At 57.8% G+C, this 22,707-nt stretch carries 17 protein-coding genes; 8 read left to right on the forward strand and 9 right to left on the reverse strand.

Annotation, left to right across the window (positions count from 1 at the left end; genetic code table 11):
- Positions 1-99: 99 nt before the first annotated feature.
- Both H6F57_RS12445 and rpsT read right to left on the reverse strand, forming a co-directional pair.
- Complete coding sequence (locus H6F57_RS12445; protein WP_190628983.1) at positions 100-942, reverse strand: TatD family hydrolase; 843 nt, start codon at positions 940-942, stop codon at positions 100-102.
- A gap of 51 nt (positions 943-993) precedes the next feature.
- Complete coding sequence (gene rpsT, locus H6F57_RS12450; protein WP_190628985.1) at positions 994-1,296, reverse strand: 30S ribosomal protein S20; 303 nt, start codon at positions 1,294-1,296, stop codon at positions 994-996.
- 224 nt (positions 1,297-1,520) lie between these two features.
- Between rpsT and hisD the strand changes: the two genes are divergently transcribed.
- A complete protein-coding gene (hisD, locus tag H6F57_RS12455; protein ID WP_190628987.1) occupies positions 1,521-2,843 on the forward strand; it encodes a histidinol dehydrogenase in 1,323 nt (440 codons plus the stop codon).
- 95 nt (positions 2,844-2,938) lie between these two features.
- Entirely contained in the window at positions 2,939-4,585 is a 1,647-nt protein-coding gene (locus H6F57_RS12460; protein ID WP_190628989.1) for a CTP synthase, read from the forward strand.
- Positions 4,586-4,789: 204 nt separating this feature from the next.
- Here the strand turns inward: H6F57_RS12460 and H6F57_RS12465 are convergent, their stop codons facing one another.
- The 3 genes from H6F57_RS12465 to argS all read right to left on the reverse strand — a co-directional run bounded on the left by H6F57_RS12465 (position 4,790) and on the right by argS (position 11,404).
- Positions 4,790-5,974: an adenylate/guanylate cyclase domain-containing protein gene (locus H6F57_RS12465; protein WP_190628991.1), complete on the reverse strand. Its 1,185-nt coding sequence runs from the start codon at positions 5,972-5,974 to the stop codon at positions 4,790-4,792.
- A gap of 8 nt (positions 5,975-5,982) precedes the next feature.
- Positions 5,983-9,276, reverse strand: coding sequence for an MHYT domain-containing protein (locus tag H6F57_RS12470; protein WP_190628993.1), 3,294 nt, complete (start codon positions 9,274-9,276; stop codon positions 5,983-5,985).
- A gap of 370 nt (positions 9,277-9,646) precedes the next feature.
- Entirely contained in the window at positions 9,647-11,404 is a 1,758-nt protein-coding gene (argS, locus tag H6F57_RS12475; RefSeq protein ID WP_190628994.1) for an arginine--tRNA ligase, read from the reverse strand.
- A gap of 53 nt (positions 11,405-11,457) precedes the next feature.
- Between argS and H6F57_RS12480 the strand changes: the two genes are divergently transcribed.
- Genes H6F57_RS12480 through mnmH form a run of 3 tightly spaced genes read left to right on the forward strand, consistent with a single transcriptional unit; the run spans position 11,458 to position 13,839 of the window.
- The gene (locus H6F57_RS12480; protein ID WP_190628996.1) at positions 11,458-11,913 is read left to right on the forward strand and encodes a cupin domain-containing protein; all 456 of its coding nucleotides are present in this window, start codon (positions 11,458-11,460) and stop codon (positions 11,911-11,913) included.
- Complete coding sequence (locus tag H6F57_RS12485) at positions 11,910-12,737, forward strand: DUF429 domain-containing protein (RefSeq protein ID WP_190628998.1); 828 nt, start codon at positions 11,910-11,912, stop codon at positions 12,735-12,737. The genes H6F57_RS12480 and H6F57_RS12485 overlap by 4 nt, the downstream gene beginning before the upstream one ends.
- Positions 12,738-12,765: 28 nt before the next feature.
- Positions 12,766-13,839: a tRNA 2-selenouridine(34) synthase MnmH gene (mnmH, locus tag H6F57_RS12490; protein WP_190629001.1), complete on the forward strand. Its 1,074-nt coding sequence runs from the start codon at positions 12,766-12,768 to the stop codon at positions 13,837-13,839.
- 104 nt (positions 13,840-13,943) lie between these two features.
- Here mnmH and H6F57_RS12495 read toward each other — a convergent pair whose 3' ends face one another.
- Entirely contained in the window at positions 13,944-14,279 is a 336-nt protein-coding gene (locus H6F57_RS12495; protein WP_190629003.1) for a hypothetical protein, read from the reverse strand.
- 296 nt (positions 14,280-14,575) lie between these two features.
- On the opposite strand from H6F57_RS12495, the gene leuC reads away from it, so the two are divergent.
- Both leuC and H6F57_RS28375 read left to right on the forward strand, forming a co-directional pair.
- On the forward strand, positions 14,576-15,988 hold the full coding sequence (leuC, locus tag H6F57_RS12500) for a 3-isopropylmalate dehydratase large subunit (protein ID WP_190629005.1): 1,413 nt from the start codon (positions 14,576-14,578) through the stop codon (positions 15,986-15,988).
- Between the two features lie 321 nt (positions 15,989-16,309).
- A complete protein-coding gene (locus H6F57_RS28375) occupies positions 16,310-16,996 on the forward strand; it encodes a Crp/Fnr family transcriptional regulator (RefSeq protein ID WP_313933623.1) in 687 nt (228 codons plus the stop codon).
- A 24-nt stretch (positions 16,997-17,020) separates the two neighbouring features.
- Here H6F57_RS28375 and H6F57_RS12510 read toward each other — a convergent pair whose 3' ends face one another.
- The 3 genes from H6F57_RS12510 to purN form a co-directional block, all read right to left on the reverse strand.
- Entirely contained in the window at positions 17,021-18,004 is a 984-nt protein-coding gene (locus H6F57_RS12510; protein WP_190629007.1) for a DUF1350 family protein, read from the reverse strand.
- A gap of 63 nt (positions 18,005-18,067) precedes the next feature.
- Positions 18,068-18,901 carry a hypothetical protein gene (locus tag H6F57_RS12515; protein ID WP_190629009.1) on the reverse strand — a complete coding sequence of 278 codons (834 nt, stop codon included), beginning with the start codon at positions 18,899-18,901 and terminating at the stop codon, positions 18,068-18,070.
- A 146-nt stretch (positions 18,902-19,047) separates the two neighbouring features.
- Positions 19,048-19,701, reverse strand: coding sequence for a phosphoribosylglycinamide formyltransferase (gene purN, locus H6F57_RS12520; RefSeq protein ID WP_199289826.1), 654 nt, complete (start codon positions 19,699-19,701; stop codon positions 19,048-19,050).
- 80 nt (positions 19,702-19,781) lie between these two features.
- Between purN and H6F57_RS12525 the strand changes: the two genes are divergently transcribed.
- The gene (locus H6F57_RS12525) at positions 19,782-22,634 is read left to right on the forward strand and encodes a zinc-dependent metalloprotease (protein ID WP_190629013.1); all 2,853 of its coding nucleotides are present in this window, start codon (positions 19,782-19,784) and stop codon (positions 22,632-22,634) included.
- Positions 22,635-22,707: the final 73 nt, after the last annotated feature.

A 22,707-nucleotide genomic window follows, 5' to 3' on the forward strand; every position in this document is an offset into this window, starting at 1 on the left:
CTAGTGCAGGTTGGCCAAGTGCAGGTGGCCAAGATCAACGACGCGTCTGGAACAGCAGGCAATAGCGAACGAACTGCCTTGCCTGATTAAGCTAACGGCCTAACCGCCCGCTGGGGTCGGAAGACGAAATGTATCGGCATCAGCGGAGGAAGATACAAGGGACTTGGGTAGGTTAAACAACGTCACAGCGTTATGAGTAGTGGTCTGGGCTAAAATCTCGAATTCAACCTGGCGCAGCTTGGCTAGGTGAGCCGCCACATGATACACAAAGGCTGGCTGATTGCGGCGCTCCTTGCGGCAAGGCTCAGGGGTAAGAAAGGGACAGTCGGTTTCGACTAGCAGTCGGTCGCTAGGCACCATCTGGGCCGAAGCTTTAACCTGATGGGCATTCTTAAAGGTCACGATGCCGCTAAAGCTAATGTAGAAACCCAAATCTAAAAACGTTTGGGTTTCTTCTGGCGTGCCTGCCCAGCAGTGCATCACACCAGTGACAGGCCCAACGGTGAGCTGAAACTCTCGAATCACTTCGGCAGTGGCCAAGGCCGCATCTCGACAGTGAACAATAACCGGTAGACCTTGGCGATGGGCAATGGTCAACTGTTGCCAGAAGGCTTCGCGCTGTACTGCTTCATCACTGGCTTTATAAAAGTCGAGGCCGGTTTCACCAATGGCGACGACTCGACTGTCAGAGGCGGCCAGCTGAGCGATCTGATCTGCCGTAGCGCTACTCCACTTATCCATATCGAGGGGATGGAGCCCCACAGCCAAAAACAGCTCCGGGATGCGATCGGCAATGCAGCGCATTGCCGAAAAATCGCCTGGCTCTACACAGGAATGTACCAAAGCCAAAACCCCGGCCTGTCGCCAGGCCTGGGTTAGTTCGTCGAGATCCCCAGCGAACGTTTCAAAGTTGAGATGTACGTGGGTATCAACCAGAGGCATAGGGTATGCAGCGACAAAAACGGCAGGCAGCGTAGGTCAACCTAAAGGCGCCTAAGACGCAGCCCCTACCGCCTCCTGAGCCTTGAGTGCTCGCGCTATACGCGATTTCTTGCGCGCCCCTGTGTTGGGGTGAAGCACACCACGCTTAACGGCCTTATCGATCTTGCTGTAGGCGGCGGCCATAGTCGATTCGACCTGTTTGAGGGAGTCGGGGCTAGGGTCAGCCTGATGAGCCTCGATCGCAGCGAGGTAGTTTTTGGTTAGGGTTTTAACCGCCGATTTATAAGATCGGTTATGGAGCCGATTGCGCTCGGCAACTTCAATTCGTTTCAGTGCAGACTTAATGTTTGCCACAGTTCGCCCTAGCTTAACAAGATTATATTGACTGGATAAAACATGTTAGCACCTAACGGCACTAATGGTGTAATTGAATGCCTTGGTTTTCTGCCAAATTAGTCTTTAGATCGACTAGGATGTTAGAACACTGGCGTTGACTGCTTTTCAGGGATACTCTACCTCCCTTTGAGGGCCAACCTAGCCAATTCCACCTTGCTGGCTTATCGGGATTCCTAGCTGTAATGCTCCGCATCACTCATCAGCTAACTGAGGCAAGAACAGAGCTGCAACGCATCTGTGCCCGCACCCACGACGACCAGGTCGTTCATAAGGAAGCAACAGTTCGAGAAATTTTGCACGCGGTTCGTCGCCAGGGAGACCAAGCGCTGTTGCAGTACACAGCGGATTTTGACGGTGTTACTCTAGCTGCCGAGGGTTTGCGCTTTTCGGGAGCGGAGCTGGATACGGCCTACCAACAAGTCAGCAAGGGTCTACTGGATGCAATTCGTCTAGCTTGTAAAAATGTAGAGTCATTTCATCGTCAGCGGGTGCCTCAAAGCTGGGTGCGGTTTGAGGACAACGGGGTGGTACTCGGTAAGCGCTATACCCCCATTGACCGAGCTGGACTTTATGTGCCTGGTGGGCGCGCTTCCTACCCAAGCACCGTGATTATGAACGCTATTCCGGCGCGGGTGGCTGGGGTGCCCAGAATAGTTATGGTGACGCCGCCCAGCAAAACCGGCACGGTCAACCCAGCCGTGTTGGTCGCGGCCCAAGAGGCTGGAATCACAGAGATTTATCGGGTTGGAGGAGCTCAGGCGATCGGGGCTCTGGCCTATGGGACAGAGACAATCCCGGCGGTGGATGTGATTACTGGCCCCGGCAATATCTATGTGACTCTGGCTAAAAAACTGGTGTTCGGGACGGTGGGTATTGACTCGTTAGCAGGGCCTTCGGAAGTCTTGGTGATTGCTGACCATACCGCCAACCCAGCCCATGTGGCGGCTGACCTGCTGGCTCAGGCTGAACATGACCCGATCGCCGCTGCGATTCTGATTACTACCAGTGCTACTTTAGCTGAGGCGGTGGCGGCTGAGGTAGATCGACAGCTCATGGATCATCCGCGCCAGACGCTGACGGAGAAGGCGATCGCAAACTATGGTCTAGCTGTCGTTGTCGATAGCTTGGAGCTAGCCGCTGACCTCTCCAATGGTTTTGCGCCCGAACACCTTCAGCTTGAGGTCGCCGAACCTTGGGATTTGCTGGAGCATATTCGCCACGCTGGAGCAATCTTTTTAGGGCACTCGACCCCAGAAGCGGTGGGTGACTACCTGGCTGGGCCTAACCATACCCTGCCTACTTCTGGGGCCGCCCGATATGCTTCACCCTTATCCACTGAAACTTTCATGAAGCACTCTAGCCTGATGCAGTATTCGCCGGAGGCGCTGCGGGGAGTGGCCGATTCGATCGCTGTGCTTACTGAAACCGAAGGACTCCCCTCCCACGGTGACTCAGTGCGGCGGCGAGTGCAGCCTGACAGCAGCGACGGTGCCCCTAGCCTTTAACAACGTTCCCGATCCGGCGTTAAAGGTGGGCGGGGTGCCTGGTGCCTGTGGCACAATTAACGGGTTCACGCTTCTGGGGTCTGGGTTGAGCTGCTATGACGAAGTTTGTATTTGTAACCGGCGGCGTGGTGTCGAGCATCGGCAAAGGCATTGTGGCATCCAGCCTGGGGCGGTTGCTCAAATCGCGCGACTATTCCGTTTCCATCTTGAAGCTCGATCCCTATATCAATGTTGACCCCGGCACCATGAGCCCCTTTCAGCATGGGGAAGTGTTTGTTACTGAAGATGGGGCTGAAACCGATCTCGACCTAGGCCACTACGAACGCTTTACCGACACGGCTATGTCGAGGCTAAACAGCGTCACCACTGGATCGATCTACCAGGCGGTGATCAACCGCGAGCGGCGGGGCGACTACCAGGGGGGCACGGTGCAGGTGATTCCCCACATCACCAACGAGATTAAAGAGCGAGTTCATCGGGTGGCTCGCAACACCAACCCCGACGTGGTGATTACTGAGATCGGTGGCACCGTGGGTGACATTGAGTCACTGCCCTTTTTAGAAGCAATTCGCCAGTTTCGTAAAGACGTGGGCCGTCAAGCCGTGCTTTATATGCACGTTACCCTAGTACCTTGGATTGCCTCGGCGGGAGAGCTTAAGACCAAGCCCACTCAGCACTCGGTGAAGGAGCTGCGCTCCATCGGCATCCAGCCCGATATTTTGGTGTGCCGCTGCGAATGCGCTCTGCCCCAGCCGATGAAAGAAAAAATTGCCGAGTTCTGTGACGTGCCCGCCGAGGCGGTGATCACCTGCCAGGATGCCAGCAGCATCTACGAAGTGCCCCTCAAGCTAGAGCACGAGGGGTTGGCCCACCAGGCTATCAAGATTCTTGCCCTTGACCAGCGTCAGCCCCACCTGGGTCAGTGGGAATCTCTAGTAGAAGGGCTCTACAGCTCCAGTCGCCCGGTAGATATTGCTATCGTCGGCAAGTACGTCAGCCTCAACGATGCTTATCTGTCGGTGGTGGAAGCACTGCGTCACGCGGCGATCGCCCATCGAGCTGCCCTCAACGTGCGCTGGATCAACTCTGAAGATATTGAGGTCAATGGCCCAGATGCTCATTTGAGCGGTGTCAACGGCATTTTGGTGCCGGGGGGATTTGGCTCTCGGGGTATTGACGGCAAGGTGCAGGCCATTCGGTATGCCCGAGAGCGAGGCATTCCCTTTTTAGGGCTGTGCTTGGGCATGCAGTGCTCAGTGGTGGAGTGGGCCTGCAACGTTGCCCATTTGGAAGGTGCCGACAGCTCGGAATTTTCCCCCGAGGCCTCCAACCCGGTGATTAGCCTACTGCCTGAGCAACAGGACGTGGTTGATTTGGGTGGCACCATGCGTTTGGGGCTATACCCCTGCCGTCTTGCTCCTGACACCTTGGCAAGCCGTCTCTATGGCGAAGAGGTGGTCTACGAACGCCATCGTCACCGCTACGAGTTTAACAACGCCTACCGCAACTTATTTCTGGAATCGGGGTATCAAGTCAGCGGCACCTCCCCTGACGGTCGTCTGGTGGAAATTATTGAGCTACCTAGCCATCCGTTCTTTATTGCTAGCCAGTTTCACCCCGAGTTTCAGTCGCGCCCCAGCGCCCCCCACCCGCTGTTTTTAGGCTTCGTCAATGCGGCCCTTGGAACCACAGTGTCACACACTCTGGCACCGCTGGAAGTTGGGGCGACTGTAGAGGGTTAAATCATCGGTTCGCTGGTCATGGGCGATCAGCCTAGCGCTGCCGCCATGGCCATGACGTGGGCTTGTGTGAACGACATTAGGGCGAACATTCTGGCCTCCGCATTCAGGGCTATAGAACGGGTATAGACACTCGGCTATACCCGTTCTATAGCGAAGATCGGCGCTGGGCGGTTAAGAGCATTTGGAGTGTGGAACTGGGCAGCCCTAACCGCAGCAGAGTGCTGAGCTAGTGGGATACTCTAGCGCGACCACCGGGGGACCGCAGGAGATATCTTGGTCTTGTTTGACCAGCCAGTAAGTAGTCATGCTATCGCCACTCTTGAGGCGGATAGGGCCGCGTGGCTCTAAGGTGAACTGGTCTTTAAGGTGGGAATAGGTCAGCTCTGACACTTGAATTTTCCCTGCTTCGCCAGTGGTTTCCATAAAACTGGCGATGTTGACGGTGTCGCCCCAGAGGTCGTAGATAAACTTGCGAATGCCGATCACTCCGGCCACTACGCTGCCCGAGTTGATGCCGATGCGTAACTCAAAGGGCCGACCATCGGGTCGACAAAAGTCGCGGATGGTCATCTGCATATCGAGGGCCATGCGGGCGATTGCCTGGGCATGGTCAGGGCGCGGTGTGGGTACCCCCGCTGCCACCATGTAGGCATCGCCAATGGTTTTGATTTTTTCGAGCTTGTGGAGGGAGGCCAGCTCGTCAAACCGAGAAAACATGCGGTTGAGCAGCTGCACCAGTTCGCAGGGGGTGAGTTTGGCTGCCACGGTGCTAAAGTCCACAATGTCGGCAAATAGAATGGTGACACCGTCGAACTGATCGGCGATCGCCTGCTCCCGTTCCTTCAGGCGCTGAGCAATTTGAAAGGGCAGCACGTTGGTCAGCAGTTCTTCGGAGCGCTGGCGCTGGCGACGCAGTTCAGCCTCGGCCAGCAGGCGCTCTTTGATTTCGGCCTGGAGCTGCTGATTTTGAGCCTCAAGCATCAGCTGCTGCCGACGCAGGGCCAGCTGATGCTTGACCCGCAGCAGTACCTCATAGGCCATAAAAGGCTTGACGATATAATCCGCTGCCCCCAGTTGAAAGGCCTGTTCTTTTTCGGCTTCCGCGTCGCGAGCCGTGAGAAAGATTACTGGAATGTTCTGGGTGGCTGGGTCGGCTTTGAGGTGGCGACACACGGCAAAGCCATCCATAGTGGGCATGGTGATGTCGAGCAAAATGAGATCGGGAGGGGCAATGGCAATAGCGTTGAGGGCTAAAGCCCCGCTAATAGCCTTGCGACAGCGGTAGCCTTCGATCTCAAGAATGGTGGACAACACCCGCAGATTGTCAGGGATATCGTCTACCAGCAGAATATCTACATCCTGGTTGGCGTGGGGTTCGGCGGTAATCATAGGTGGAGCTACAGGGGAACGGGTGCGGTAGGAACAGCCGTCAGGTCGATAATGACATCGAGACGAAAATCGTTCACTAGGCGGTCTAGCCGTTGAGCCAGAACCTTCTGCTCGGCAGGAAGTTGAGCAATCAGCTGACGAACCTGCCGATCGTTGGCAGCCTGAGCTGCCTGGTGAATTTGAGCCAGCCAGTCGGGAGCCAAAGCCTTAAAATCGGCTTGGGTAAGGGGGCGCTGGTCTTTACCTGAGCTTTGTCCGTTAACGCCATGTGGGCCAACCGCGGCTGTTTTATCGTCGGCGTGCACGACTTCGGCGTATTGGTAGATGATGCCAAGGCTGCAACCAATTTGTTCTAACAGCTGATCGCGCTGGAGGGGCTTGGGCAACACAGCATTACAGCCCGCCGCGATGCAGTCAGACTGCTGCTCTTCAAACACGCTAGCGGTGACGGCAACGATTACCGTAGCGCTGCCGTCGGGCAGCTGGCGCAGATGGCGAGCTACGCCATAGCCGTCGAGTACGGGCATTCGCATGTCGAGGCAAATGAGGTGGGGCTGCCAGTTTGTCCACAACTCGATCGCTTCTTCCCCTTGGCTGGCTTCTCGAACTTCAAACCCAACCCCTTCTAACCAGTGGCGCATAAGGAGGCGGCTTTCGGCCACGTCGTCGGCGACCAAGATGCGGTAATGGGGCTGATTGGAGGCTAGATGCACAATTGACCGTTCTGGCTTGGCGGGTTCGATCAGGGCCGTGGTAACCGCCCCGACGGGGATGCTTAAGGTAAAGGTCGAGCCCTTGCCAGGCAGGCTGGTGACCACAATGGTGCCCCCCATGAGCTGGGCAAAGTTGTTGCTGAGAGATAGTCCTAGCCCTGTACCCTCGGCGGAGTGGCGCCCCGATTGAGTTTGCTCAAACGGCTGAAACAGGCAGGAAAGCTCGTCGGCGTCGATGCCAACGCCGGTGTCTTGCACCGTGATCTCGAGCCAGTGAGTTTTGCTGTTGCCGCTATCGAGCATCAGGGCACTGCTCCGCAGCTGCGATCGCACCGTGACGCAGCCTAGGGCCGTAAATTTAATGGCGTTGCTGATCAGGTTGATCAGAATTTGTCGCAGTTTGCCCTCGTCAGCCCACAGCCGATAGGTCAGCGGCGGCGGTTGAATGACTTCCAGTCGAATGCCTTTGGCCTCGGCCTTGAGCTGCAGCATGTCGTCTACAGACTGGAGGAGATAGTGTAGATCGAACACCGCTTCATCAAGGCTGATTTTGTTAGCCTCAATTTTGGCCAGGGAGAGCACGTTGTTGATTAACCCCAGCAGGTGGTTGCCACTGCGGTTCACAATGGCAATCAAGTCACGGTGGTCATCGCTGAGGCCGTCGTCGTCATGCAAGATTTGGGTAAAACCTAGAATGGCATTGAGGGGCGTGCGCAGTTCATGGCTCATGCTGGCCAGGAAGTCGCCCTTAGCCTGGCTGGCGGCATCGGCGGCGCGCTTGGCAATTTCTAAGGCCTGGGCCTGCTGCTGCGTCTTGCGCAGCAGGTTGGCCTGTTGTACCGCAGTGCCCAACTGCGCTCCTACCTGGAGCACCATTTTCACCTCATGGCGAGTCCAAGAACGAACCTGGTGGTGGGCATAAACCCCCAGCAACCCCCAGAGCTGACTGCCAGCGTAAATGGGCACGATAACGTAGGCGCGGATCTGCCAACGCTCTAAAAACTCTAGATAGCAGCTGTCGAACCCTTCGTCGTAAATATCGTTAACACGGTGATAGCTGCGGTCTTGGCGGAAGGTTTCGGCCTGGGTTTCTTGGAGGTAGGTGTCTTCTAGCAGCAGATAGCCCTCATCAAAGCTGCTGTTTTGCATCTGGCGAGTACTACAGGCATCACGCTCGATAAGCGACTCACCCGTCGTTGAATCAGTCACCGTCGAGAGGGCCATGGGGTCAGCAAGGGCTTCAGCGACGACAGAGCCGCTCCAGTTTTCGTTAAAACGGTAGATCCAGGCGCGATCGCAGCTAATCGCCTGCTTAAGCTCTTGGGTAGTGGCGGCAAAAATAGTTTCTAGCTCGAGGGTTTGGCGCATGCGCTGCACAATGCGGATGACCGCCTTTTCCCGGTTGGCCACCGCACGCACGGCGTCTTCGGCTTGCTTTTGAATGGTGATGTCGCTACAGGTGCAGACCACCCGTTCGATGCCGCCGACCTCGTTGAACTGGGGGTCAGCGTTGACCAGCAGCCAGCGCGGTGAGTTGCCGATCGCAGCGCTTACCCCCATAATCACGTCTCCAATTGGGGCCTTTTGGGCAATAGCCTGCTGCACCGGCAGGTCGGCAGGTGCAAAGGGGGTGCCATTTTCGCGGCAAATTATCCCTGCTTGACCAAATACTAGAGGAGCACCATTGGCTTCGGGCAGCAGCAAAAACTGTTGAGCCGCCCGGTTGCTGATCAAAATTTCGGCTTTGGGATTGAGCAGCAGCGCCCCCACCCCCATCTCGCGAATCAGGGTGCGAAAGCGGTGTTCACTCTGGGATAACGCCTCCTTTTGCAGGCGCTGTTGAGTGAGGCGCTGGTTAATTCTCAGGGTGATGAGAATGCCTAGCAAAATCAGCCCGGCCCCCAACCCGACTGCTAACGCCAGCCAACGCCCCTCTAAATTTGGCCAAACTCCAGCCGGTTCTATGGGGGTAGAGCTGACTAAAAACACTGTCCCTCCCATGCCAATATAGTGCAGGCCGCCGATCCCCAAGCTCAGAACTAGCACTGCCAAGCGGGTGAGCCAGCGATCGCCCTGCTTGGGGCGGCGGCGCGACTGGAGGCTTAAGCCCAGGGCAACGATCGAGGCCATGACGGCAACGGCTATCGATAGCCCCATCAGGGGCCACCGAAATCTCAGGTGGGCGGGCATCTCCATTGCGGCCATGCCGGTGTAATGCATCCAGGCGATCGACAGCCCCATCACAATGCCCGCTGCACTCAGACTCAACCAGCTAAATCTCGCGCGGCTGACCAACCCCAGGGCAATCCCCGCCGCCAGCACCGCATACACTAACGAGAGACCGGTAGTGAGCAGATCGTAGTTGACCGGCAGCGGCAGCTCAAAGGCCAACATGGCTACAAAGTGGGTAGCCCAAATGCCGGTACCCATAGCTAGGGCACCGCCCGTCAGCCAAGGCCACTGCCGCCATCCCGTTGCGGCCAAAATCTGCTGCCCCAGACTCAGCGTGGTGTATGAGGCGAGAATTGCAATCCCAAAAGACAAGCAGACTAAACCAGCGTTGTAGTGACCAACAACCGTATAGGCCATCGTGGTAGTTTCAACCGAAGACTAAACATGGAATTGCCTAGATGCACTTTTATCTTTCCCGAACTCCCTGTATCCTCACCATTCTGTTGTGTCGGAGAGCACAATTCTTTCGGGATTGCAAAATTTCGATAAACCGAGCTTTAGCTAAGTAAATGAACACACCACAACTCCCCAATTTTAAGGGTTGTCATGCCTTTCGTAGAGAGAAGCAGTGGTTGATTATAGAGAATTAAATTATCGTTTTGACCTAAAAATATACATTCAGCATAAAGGCCGAATCTTCCGTAGCTTTGCCCCTATCTTGAGGAAAACATGTTTTGAAATGTTTGCCCCCTCTCTTTAGGAAGATGCCACCGGTGCTCGCTCCAATCTACATGCGCTCTAGCACCCGAATGCCCAGTAGCGAAAGGCCCAGTTTCAGGGTTTTGGCCGTTAGATCGCAGAGCAGCAGTCGCGAGGTGCGCTGGGGTTCTGCGGCCTGGAGCACTGAGCAGCGATCGTAGAACTGGTTGAACTTCTGGCTCAGCTCAAATAGGTATTGGCAGAGCCGGCTGGGGTATAAATCCTGTGCTACCTCTCCCAGCACCTCGTCGAGCTGGAGCAGGTGGCGGGCTAGGGCAAACTCGCTGTCGTCTTCTAGGTGAATGCGGGCCTCGGCGGGCAAGTGGTCAAAGTCGATGTCGCCCTTGCGGCTAATGCCCTGCACCCGCACATAGGCGTAGAGCATGTAGGGGGCAGTGTTGCCCGCCAGCGCCAGCATTTTGTCAAAGCTAAAGATGTAGTTGCTGGTGCGGTTTTGGCTCAGATCGGCGTACTTGACAGCCCCGATACCCACCGCTTCGGCCACATCTTGAATAAATTCCTCCGTTTCCTGCCGCTCTTCGGCTTGAATGCGGGTTTCTAGGTCGGTGCGGGCGCGGCTAACGGCTTCATCCAGCAGATCCTTCAGCTTCACCGTATCCCCGGAGCGGGTTTTAAACTTTTTGCCGTCTTCGCCCTGCACCACGCCAAAGGGCACATGGGTCAGCTCGACGCCCGCCGGAATCCACCCCGCTTTGGCGGCGACTTGAAAGACCTGGGCGAAGTGGCTGCCCTGGCCCGCATCCACCACGTAGAGCACTCGCTCAGCCCCGTCCTGCTGGGTGCGATAGCGGATGGCGGCTAAGTCGGTGGTGGCATAGTTGTAGCCGCCGTCGGTCTTTTGAATGATCAGCGGCAGCGGGTCACCGTCTTTGTTGGTAAACCCGTCGGCAAAGACCACTTTGGCCCCCTGGTCTTCTACCAGCAGCCCGAGGGATGCCAAATCCTTCACCACGTCGGCTAGCAGGGGATTGTAGAAGGATTCGCCGCGCTCTTGGATTTGGATATCGAGGCGATCGTAGAGTTTTTGGAACTCGTGGCGGGACTGGTCGCAAAGGGCTTTCCAGGCTTTGGTGGCGATCGCATCCCCCGCCTGCAACCCTACTACCGCCTCGCGGGAGCGGGTTTTGAAGTCGTCATCTTCATCGAAGCGTTTTTTAGCCTGCTTGTAGAAAGCTACTAGGTCGCCAATATCGACCTTGGAACCAGCTTCTAATGCCTCTGGGCAGGCTTCCTTGAGATGGGTGATCAGCATGCCGAACTGGGTACCCCAGTCGCCCACGTGGTTGAGCCGCAGCACGTCGTTGCCGATAAACTCTTGCACCCGAGCAATGGAGTCGCCAATGATGGTCGATCGTAGGTGCCCGACATGCATTTCTTTAGCAATGTTGGGGCTAGAGAAATCGACAATTACCTTTTGGGGTTCTTTAGCCGGGGCTACCCCTAGGCGGGGGTCGGCCTGCATCGCCCGCAGTTGATCTTCTAAATAGGTGGTTTTGAAGCGCAGGTTGATAAAGCCGGGGCCAGCGATTTCGGGCGGTTCGCAGAGGTCGCTGATATCGAGTTTTTCGACAATCTGCGTAGCAATGTCGCGGGGCTTTTGCTTCAGCGGCTTGGCCAGCGACATGGCCAAATTGGCCTGGTAGTCACCAAACTTGGGATTGCTGGTGGCCACAAGCATGGGGTCAGTGCCAGCCAGATCTGCACCAAAGGCGGTGACCAAAGCCTGGTCAAACCGGGCGGTAAGTTGTGCAAGTGTAGACTTCATGGTGTGTTCTAACCCCGTTGCGCTCCAAATAGTCCCTAAATTTTGCTTGGCCTATGCACCGTGCTCACCCCTTAATGACCGCCGCTGCGATCGCTGCCCTGCCCGAGGCCCGCTTCATCCATCCCCTCAATCCTAAAGCAATCCGCCATGGCAGGTCGCTGGGCGATGCCGTAGGGTTTGAGCACCTTGGCGTTCACTTGGTGCGGGTCGAGCCGGGACACGACTCGACTCAGTACCACCGCCACCAGGCCGAGGAAGAGTTTATCTACATTCTCTCGGGGCGCGGGCTGGCGGAAATCGGCGACGAGACCGTGGAGGTTGGGCCCGGTGATTTTATGGGCTTTGCTGCCGACGGGCTGGCCCACAGCCTGAGCAATCCCTTTACGGAAGACCTAGTGTACCTGGTCGGCGGCATGCGGCTGGAGTTTGACATTTGCGATTATCCCAGGGCCAACACCCGCCTGTACCGGCGAGGCGACCAACGCGACTATGTGGATTTGGCGGAATGAGCGATTCACCTAGTGTTCGAGCGTCAATCCCGAACGCGTATCCACCCGCCAACTGCTCCGTCTACTACCGTTTTCTTGGGGTTGACTTGGGCTGGCAAACTGGGCCTACTGGGCTCTGCTGTCTGCACGGAGACGGGGGCAAGCTGCGGCTGGTGGCGCTCGATCGCCTTCAGACCGTAGACGAAATCCTGGCGTGGATCTCTCACTGGACCGAGGGATCTACCAACGCTGTCGTCGCGGTGGATGCCCCTACTTTAATTCCTAACGAAACCGGAATGCGATCGCCCGATCGTCTTGCCCACAAGCACTTTGGCCGCTACGACGCGGGCTGCTACCCCGCCAACCTGGGCCGCCCCTTCGCCGAAAAATTAATTGCTTTTGGTCTAGCGCTCGAATCCCTGGGCTTTCGGCACCAACCCCACAGCGAGCCCCAGCCAGAAGGATGGTTTCAGCTAGAGGTGTTTCCGCACCCAGCGACGGTGCACCTGTTTGGTCTGAGCAAAATTCTCAAGTATAAAAAGGGCACCTTAGCCCAACGCCGCCCTGAGCTAGAGAAGCTGCGGCAGTATCAGCTCTCAGTACTGCCCTCGCTAGAGCCTGCCCTCGATCTCAAGGAATCCGATTTACCCAATATTCCGTTTACTGGAGCGGCCCTAAAAGCGGTAGAAGACCAGTTCGACAGCCTCACCTGCGCCTACGTGGCCGCTCATTGGTGGACCTGGGGCGTAGAGCGAAATTGGGTGCTGGGCGATCGCACCGAGGGTTATATCGTCGTCCCCGCTCCGGTTAACGCTCCTACTCAAACCGCTACACTAAAACCTTAGCCAACCCTGAAATTTTGTCCATTCACCCATGCCAAAGCCCCTCGACAGCAATGACTTTTTGCAAGGCTCTGGCCCGATTCTTGATGTGCGCAGCCCAGGGGAATTTCAGCAGGGGCACATCCCTGGCGCGATTAGCTTTCCCTTATTCACCGATGCAGAGCGTGCCCAGGTGGGCACCTGCTACAAGCAGGTGGGGCGAGAGTCGGCGGTAGAGCTGGGCTTTGACATTGCTGGCCCTAAATGCGGTGAGTTTGTGCGTGCGGCCAAGGCATTGGCCCCTAATCGCCACCTGCGAATTCACTGCTGGCGGGGGGGCATGCGCAGCGGCGGCATGGGCTGGATTTTGGAATTGGCGGGGTTTACCGTCCACCTCCTCAATGGCGGCTATAAGGCTTACCGGCACTGGGTGCGGGAGACCCTAGCGACGCCCAAACCAATCGTGATTTTGGGCGGTATGACGGGCAGCGGTAAGACGCTGATTCTCCAGGAGCTAGCGGCTTTGGGGGAGTCAGTATTAGATCTAGAAGGTTTGGCCAACCACCGGGGCAGCAGCTTTGGGTCGCTGCTGCTGCCGCCCCAGCCTTCCACGGAGCACTACGAGAATTTGTTGGCGGACCAGTGGGCAAGATTTCCGAGCGATAGTCAAGGACTGGCCCCAAAGGGCCAACGCCCCATCTGGCTGGAGGCTGAAAGTCGCCGGGTGGGCACCTGCCGGATTCCCGACGAGCTGTTTGCGCAGATGGCTGCGGCTGCGGCGGTGGAGGTGGTGCGATCGCTCGACGAACGCCTTGACCTGCTAGTCGAGATCTATGGCGAAGCATCCACGGAGGGTTTGGTGGAGGCAACGGAGCGAATTGGGAAGCGACTAGGAGGCGATCGCACCCAGTCTGCCGTACGGCACATTCAGTCGGGGAATCTGCGCGCCGCCTGCGCCATCATTTTGGACTACTACGATCGCACCTACCGCCACGATCTAGAGCGCCGTCGTCGGGTTATTCCCCAGGTTGACATCCGTGGTTTGTCTCCCGCCGCCAGTGCTCGGCTGCTAGCCGAAAAGTTGCCTCAATTGGGTTCGCAGCCAGTCTCATTGAGCCAGCGCTAGGTGAATCTCGTTCTAAGCATCAAAAACGTCAGCACCAAGGACTTAGCGCTGGTGCTGGCGTTGATGTCAACCGGTAACGGTTGACAATTGTACTGAGGATGGCTCTACGAGTTGGGCTGAGCCGTGACGTTGGTCGCGCCATCCACAGTCATAGCAATTTTTTTGGCTTGCTCTAGCACACCCTGAGCATCGGGGTTGTACTTCAGCACCACGGTGGAGCCGGTTTGGGCCACCCACAGGCCCACACTGTCAGATAGCCCGGCTTGATCAAACGCTAGGGCCACTCGCTTCGCTAGACCGCTCTCGTCGAACTGGCCATCAATGCCCACCTTGGCACCGTCAATTTTGGCCGTAGTGGCAGCCTGCTTGACGTTAACTTTGGGGGAAGACTTAGCTTTTTCTTCTTCTTTTTTGCCGAACAGCTTGCCTAGAAAACCCATGACATATCTCCTAATAAATCGAATCTTTTTGCCTGGTGCAGGCCAACTCTGGTCAAACGTTCAATGTTTTACCCTGTGCAGTAGCCACACCACGCTGAAACTTACCCAGTGATCGTAAAGAATCGATAAGGGGACAGCAAGGGCCGCTGGGTACAGTTGTTAACTCAGCCTCCAGAGATATTTCCATCAGCTGTGGGGCAGGGGCTTTGGGATAAGATAGAACACTGGCAACGCATTCGCCGCCCCTTTCGCCGCCAACCAGTTTTAGTTTCACCGTTTTTGCCTACAGGTCTGCTATGAGCAAGGGTACGCTGTTCGACAAAGTTTGGGATTTACATACCGTAGGTACCCTGCCCTCGGGGCAGACCCAGCTGTTTATTGGGCTGCACCTAGTGCATGAAGTCACCAGCCCCCAGGCCTTTGCCATGGTGCGCGAGCGCCAGCTCACGGTGATGTATCCCGAGCGCACTGTTGCCACTGTTGACCACATCGTGCCAACCGAAAGCCAGGCTCGCCCCTTCGCTGACCCTCTAGCCGAGGCGATGATGCAGGCTCTAGACCAAAACTGCCAAGAGCACGGCATTCGCTTTTACAACATTGGCTCGGGTAGTCAGGGCATTGTGCATGTGATTGCCCCCGAGCAGGGGCTGACCCAGCCCGGCATGACCATTGCCTGCGGCGACAGCCATACCTCGACCCACGGGGCCTTTGGGGCGATCGCCTTCGGCATTGGCACCAGCCAGGTGCGCGACGTGCTGGCTTCCCAAACCCTGGCCCTCGGCAAGCTCAAGGTGCGCCGTGTGGAGGTCAATGGCGGCCTACAACCCGGCGTTTACGCCAAAGATGTGGTGCTGCACATCATTCGCAAGCTTGGGGTAAAAGGCGGCGTGGGCTATGCCTACGAGTTTGCCGGCAGTGCGATCGAGGCCATGTCGATGGAAGAGCGCATGACCCTCTGTAATATGGCGATCGAAGGGGGCGCGCGCTGCGGCTACGTCAACCCTGACCAAATCACCTACGACTATTTAAACGGGCGCGACTTCGCCCCCAAAGGGACCGCCTGGGATGAGGCCGTGGCCTGGTGGAATACCCTGCGCAGCGACGCCAATGCCGAGTACGACGATGTGGTGATGTTCGACGCTGCCGACATTGCCCCCACTGTCACTTGGGGCATCACCCCCGGCCAGGGCATTGCCATCAACGAAACCCTGCCTTTGCCCGACAGCCTGCCCGACGAAGAGCAGGTGCTGGCCCAAGACGCCTTTGCCTATATGGATTTCACCCCTGGCCAGAGCCTCAAGGGCACCGCCATTGATGTGTGCTTCATCGGCAGCTGCACCAACGGACGCATCAGCGATCTGCGGGAAGCGGCAAAAGTGGTTCAGGGTCGGACAGTAGCCGAGGGCATCAAAGCCTTTGTGGTACCCGGTTCTGAGCGGGTGAAGCAGCAAGCCGAGGCCGAAGGGCTCGACCAGGTGTTTACCGCTGCGGGCTTTGAGTGGCGCGAGGCGGGCTGCTCTATGTGTCTGGCGATGAACCCCGACAAGCTTCAGGGCCGCCAGATTAGCGCCTCATCCTCTAACCGCAACTTTAAAGGACGCCAGGGGTCGGCCTCGGGCCGCACCTTGCTGATGAGTCCGGCGATGGTAGCGGCGGCGGCGCTGGCCGGGCAGGTGACGGACGTGCGCGATTATTTGTTGCCCGTCTAACAGCTCACCTATTTTATATAGATGACCTTTAGGGATCCCTACCCATCCATAATCCTGGAACAAAGGTATTGCACTTAGCCAAATATTCAGCGGTTAGTGCGGTAGATCACAAACGTTAACGAACTATTTGCCTGGGCTTAACCTTGGCTGGGGGGTTCCTTAATTTGAGCCGCCGAAGATGGGGCTGGGAAGGCTGCTAGCGTTAGCCAGAATCCAGCCATTCAGGATGCCTGGTTCTTGGATATTGCGATCGCCCCTAAGGGCCGTTCTAATCCCCCTCTTCTCGCTGGCAGCCTACCCGGGCGAACTCTAGGTACCCCCGTGTCTGCAATCGCAACCTCCGCTGCCCTCAATGCCACCATTGATCTCCGCAAACATCAAACCTTTATCCAGCTTCTAGAGCAGCTCTATCGTGAGCGAGCCCTCGTGCCCTTTGCGGCAGGGCGGCCCATTCCCCTGCGCAGCAATGAGGTGCTGATTGTCTGTCGGGGCATTGTGCAGCTGTTCACTATTCAGCACGACGGCAGCGAAACGCTGCTGGGCCTAGCTGGGCCATCGATGCCCATTGGGCTACCCCTCACCACCGTTGACCCCTACTGGGCCACCGCCCTTACCGATGTCGATGTGCTGTCTCTGCCCATGGTCGAAATCGAGGGCTCGTCGGTGCTGATGGCGGGCATGTTTCGCAATTTGACCCTAAGAATGCAGCAGGCCGAAGCCTGGCTGGCGCTCTCGGGTAAGCGCCTGGTGGCCGATCGCCTCAAGCACTTTTTGCTGATGCTGGCCAAAGACTTTGGCCATGTTGAGCCAAGCGGCATTCGCATTCCCATGCGGCTGACGCACCACCAGTTGGCCACCGCCATCGGCACTACCCGCGTCACCGTGACTCGCCTCCTGAAAGACTTTAAGGTCGAAGGCTGGCTAACTATTGACCAGCGCCAGATTGTGCTTCAACTTGACCCTCGGTTTCCGGCGAATCAATTGCTAAACCCGATGGCTCAGCGCTGAACAGTCCTGGTTCCGATCAAGGCTCTAACGTTCGATTAGGGCTGGTTTTAGATCCTCTAAAACTGTCTCTGACTCAGTTTCGTGATGCTGGAGCTGATGAAAAAACTTCAGCACGGTTTTTCCGGTAGCCCAGCAAGCCAGCGGCTTAACAAACTTGTCTAGCGGGTTGAGATCCACCAGCCAAGGCCCAACCTTTACCCCCAGAGGTTCGAGGTGCTTGCCTGCCAGTTCGGCATGGATCAGCTGTTTGGCTTGCAAATGTTGGTAAAGCCAGAGGACATCGCTGGTGGCGGGGCAAGGGTCTTGTATGCTTCCCGCTACGGTATCGCAGGTGAAGGAAACCATGGCCGTCAGGTTAAAGAGGCGACTGCGATCGATCAGATCGAGGGTTTGTTGGCGGGTGGGCTGTACTCCCAGGCCTAAGCGATCGAGCAGGTGCGCCAACGATTTGAGCGGCACTGCGTTGGTGGTATCGCTAATGTCGGGAGCCAAGAGCTGAGCGGGTTGGTTCCAGATGCTGGGGGAAGCCGCCAGGCGATCGCGCAACCACTGGGCATTCCTAACGCCAATCACCTCATCAAGGGTAGTATCCACTGGGTCTAGCTCGACACCGCACAGCAGTTCTAGCAGGGCAATGTATTTGCAGCCCAGACTGTGGCCCAGCCAAGCGTAGCGATCGCTCTGGTTATACACCTCAGTGTCGTACCCAACCTCGGCAGCAAACTGCGGCAGATAGGTTTGTAGTCGTCGCTGTTCCTCCAGCAGGCTGAGGGCAATGCCCCAGTGGCGAAAGCTGAAGCGGAAGGGCATAGCTACGATGGTGTAGCCAGCATCATACAGCTCGCGCAGCAGGTGGCGATAGCACAGGGTCGGCAACGAGCCAAAAAACGCTCCACCAATAAACTGAATCACCCCTTTGGGCTGGGGATGCAGCGCCACCCAGCTAAAGGAAACCGGCTGAAAGGTAAAAGGTTTCATTAAATACTTAGCGTTACGGCAATTTTCCATAGCGTTCCTCAGCCGCAGGCAGGCAAAGCTACCAGGGCTGAGGGCATCAGAATTAGGCGGCACCTACCGATTGGTCGGCTCCATGCGGATAGGAATTTCCAGCTTGGAGAGCAGGTCGCTGACGGTGCTCAGGTTTTCGGCGCTGGGGTCTACCTGGGCCAGGGTTTCGGCCAAAACCTCGGCCCGAGCCGTGGGGCTGAGCAGCGATAGGTCAATCATGGGGGGATTGATCAGGTCGGGCAGCACCGGGCGATCGCTGGCCACCTCAGCCACGATGACGGGATCGATGGGGAAGAAGCCGCGATCGGGCTCCACCTCATTGAGGCCCTTACCGCTGGCGAGTTCTAGCGGATAGTTGATCTGGTCAAAGTCGCCGCTGCGAGCCGTGAGGTCGTTGGGCAAAAAGGTGCCGCGTACCTCGGGGTTGAGCAGAACCTTGACTGGGCTATTGCTCTGGGGTCTTAGGAACACCCCCTGACGCAGGGCGGGTAGACGCAGGCGCACAAAGCCACGAATTTCGACATCGGGGTTGGCCTCACCAAGCAGGCCGGGCCGCGTCAGGTCAGGCAGCAGTTGCACCGAGGCAGTCTGCTTCGCCGGTAGTCTAAACCGGGTGGTGAAGACGGGAGTAACCGGACTGGGGTTGACCGCAGTCAAAGCCAGCGGGGTGTTTGTTCCGGCAATATCAAAGGCGACTACAGCGTTGCCCGCTAGCGTGCGATCGGGGTCTACCGGCGTGGGGCGGCTGACGTGAAACTCAAGCTGATAGGTAAAGTCGCGGTCTTCTAAGTTAGCAATGGTCAGAAAATATCCCTGCACCACGCGGCGGGCCACGGTAGGGTCGGCTGGGGGCGGGGCGATGCGCTTGACCAGCAGTTCAAAGGTAGTAATTTCCATAGCTTGATTTCACCAAAAAATACGGCTTGCCCCAGCGGCCTACGCACCTGCCAGAAGGAGGTGCCTTTGATGGTTGGGGTTAGGCCCATTGTGGAATTTACGCCCTAGGGTCGCCGTCACCCGAGCGGGTACTTTTGGCTGCGGCATCAGGACTGGTCGTGACCATTGCATCCCAGGGCCGCTAGGGCGATCGCCGCTGGATAGATGCGGTGCTCCTGCTGCTGAATGCGAGCCTGGAGCATCGCGGGCGTATCGCCGGGCTGCACCGGCACCACTGCCTGCATAATCATCGGGCCGCTGTCTACCGCAAGCTCGACCTGGTGTACTGTGCAGCCCGCCACCTTTACCCCCGCCGCCAGCGCCTGCTCTACGGCTCGCAGCCCCGGAAAGCTGGGCAGCAGGCTGGGGTGAATGTTCAGCACCCGCTGGGGAAACGCGTCAATTAATACCGATGTCACGCAGCGCATCCAGCCCGCCATAATTACCCAATCAGCACCGTGGGCGCGGAGAGTTTCCACAATATCGTTGTCCAAGGCTTCGCGGCTGGGGTACTGGCGATGGTTGAGCAGCACGGTGGGCAGCCCCAACCGGTCTGCTCGCTCGGCCACCCCAGCCTTAGGGTTGTTGTACACCACTACCTGAACTTGGGCGTGCAGATCGCCCTGCTCGATGGCCTGGGCGATCGCTTCTAGGTTGCTGCCGTTGCCCGAGGCCATAACCCCCAGCTTGAGGGGCTGCTCAAACCGGGGCCAGGGTTCGGGCAGCGGCGGTGAAATCAGGGCAGGGGCAGTCTCTGGCATGGCCTCAAGAAACGGGGAAATCGGGTCTATCATATGACAACATAAAAAACCCCTACCTTAGGGGCGAAGGAGCGCGGTTGGTGAAGCAGAGCATACGGCTAGGACTGGTCTTTCTCTGGGGCCTGGCGATCGCGGTGACCCTTTCCCTAGGCTCAACTAGTCAGGGGGCGACCCCCAAGGGTTTGGCAGGTGGCCCAACCACTGATAGACTTTTCGCCCAAGTGAGCGAGCCACCCCCCGGCGATCTCACCCCCAGCGTCGAGTCAGACACCTCGGCCACACTGCAAGAGCCCACCACCCTAAAGCCGTTTGAGGATACGGTCAAGGGGCTGACGGTTTCGCAAGGGTTGTTTGCGGTCTACCACGACCTGCCGCGCAATCGAGCCTTTCTCGGGCTAAAGCCCAGCCAGCTCAACCAAAACCTGCTGTTCATCGCCACCCTAGAGTCAGGAGTGGGTGAGGCCGGGCTGTTTCGCGGCTGGCCTGTAAACGATTTTATGGTGCAGTTTCGCCAGATTCCCGACAACCGGTTGCAGGTGGCGATTCCCAACGCGTTTTTTCGCGATCCGCAGCCCCAAGCCCAGCGGCTGCTGCGAGAATCCTTTAGCGATTCGGTGCTGACGACGCTACCCATTCAGGCCATTCACGGTGAAACGGGTGAACTGCTCATCGACCTTAAAGACTTTCTCATCGCCCGCGACCCCGCTAACCTAGCCGGCCAATTCCCCTGGGTGTTGGGCAGCTACGCCCTCAACGCCGATGCCTCCTACCTGGGGCCGGTCAAAGCCTTTGCCGAAAATGTTGAGCTAGAGACTGTGCTGGGCTTCTCAGGCGGCAGCAGTAGTGCAGACCCCTTTGCCTTGGCCCTCAGCAGCATTCCCGACGGGCGGGGATTCAACCTGCGGGTGCGCTACAGTCTGTCGGCCATTCCCGCTCACCCCGCCTTTCAGCCTCGTCTGGCTGACGAGCGAGTGGGTTACTTCATCACCGCCTACCGAGCCCCCACCCGACCTGGCAGCTCAGACCCATTTGTCCGCTACATTCAACGCTGGCAGTTAGAAAAACAAGACCCTACCGCTGCCCTCTCCCCGCCTAAAACGCCGCTGGTTTTCTGGATTGAGAACACCACGCCTGAGGAATACCGATCGGCCATTCGCGACGGCATCGAGTGGTGGAATTCCGCCTTCGAGCAGGCTGGCTTTACCCAGGCGATCGAGGTGCGCCAAATGCCCGCCAACGCCGATTGGGACCCCGCCGATGTGCGCTACAACGTGATTCGCTGGTCAGACTCGCTCTATCCCTGGGCCAGCGGATTTGGGCCTTCGCGGGTCAACCCCCTGACCGGCGAAATTCTCGATGCCGACGTTGTGCTGGACGCCAGCGTTGTGCGCGACATGGCCCTGGAGTACGACACGCTAGCCGATCGGGGGGCGATCGCCAGTGGTGAAATGGCGCTGTGCGGCCATCCCCTGGGCGATCGCCTGATGGCTCGGCTCGCTACCCAGGACGCTGGACGCTCCGCTTCATCCCAGTTTGGCACCCTGGACTACTGCGCCAGCCTGCGAGCCTCCCAGACCAATGCCTTTGGGCCTTTGGCGATCGCTACCCTAGCGCCACCGTTTTCGACCCGCGAAGCCAAGGCGGCTTACCTAGCGCAATATCTGCGCGTGCTGACCGCCCATGAAGTGGGCCACGTGCTGGGGCTGCGGCACAACTTTTTGGGCAGCACTCTGCTAGCTCCCGCCGACCTCAACAACCCAGCCATCACCCAGGCTCAGGGCATGACCAGCTCCGTCATGGACTATTTGCCTCCCAACCTGGCCCCTATCGGTCAGCCCCAGGGCGACTACTTTTCCACCCGGCTCGGCCCCTATGATCGCTGGGCCATTGAGTATGGCTATCGCCCGCTCACTAGTCGGGCCACCGCCCAGCGTGAGCTACAGGCTATTGCCGATCGCGCGGTAGACCCCGCCCTGGCCTACGCTACCGATGAAGATGCCTACACCAGGGTCGACCCCAAGGCCAACGCCTGGGACATGAGCAACGACCCTCTGGGCTACGCCGAGGGTCAGCTAGCGATCGCCAAGGCCATTTGGGAGCGTCTTGACTGGTTTTCGGTGAACCCCGGCGAGGGCTACGGCCAGCTGCGCCAGCGGGTGGATTTAGTGTTTTTCTACTACGGTAGTCAGGCCGATACCATCGCCAACTACATCGGTGGCCAGCGGTTTACTCGCACCGACCCCTGGAGTTCGCGGGGGCAACCCCCATTTGAACTTGTGCCGGCAACGGAACAGCGGCGCGCCCTAGCCACCCTCAGCCAGCAGGTATTTGCCCCCAACGCCCTCAGCCTATCGCCCGAATTGGTCAATCGCCTGGCTTCCGATCGCTGGTGGCACTGGGGAGAAGATCCGTCTAGCGATCGCATCGATTACCCGATTTACGATCGCATCGTCTCTACCCAGGCCTTCACGCTTAGCAATTTGCTGGAGGGCTATCGGCTGCTGCGCCTGCGCGACAGCGAACTCAAACAGCGGGGGCCAGATCCCTTTACTCTGGCTGAGCTATTCGACACCCTCAGCCAGACAGTTTGGGCCGAGGTGCTAAATCCACCCGCCGAGGCAACGCCCATTCCTAGCCTGCGGCAGGGGCTACAGCGCCACCACCTCAACACCCTCACCAGCTTGGTGCTGCGCAACCACGGCTCTGGCGAAGGCGTCACCGACTTTTTGGGCTTTATCGCCCAAGAGGCCACCTTTGGTGCCCCTGAAGAAGCTCGGGTGTTGGCTCGCTATCAGCTGCGGCAGCTTCAAGAGGCGATCGCCCGTCACCTCAACCGCCACACTCAGCGGCTCGATATGGCAACCCTGGCCTACCTAGAGGATGCGGGCGATCGCATCGTTAAGGTGCTAGACGCCCCTCTGCGGGGTCAATAGGCCCGATCCCGATCTATGAAGATTCAATGATTTTCCCAAAAACGTGGCGAAATACCCCACCCCCCAAGGTGCT

This window comes from Leptolyngbya sp. FACHB-60 (genome assembly GCF_014695775.1).
GTDB lineage: Bacteria > Cyanobacteriota > Cyanobacteriia > Phormidesmidales > Phormidesmidaceae > Nodosilinea.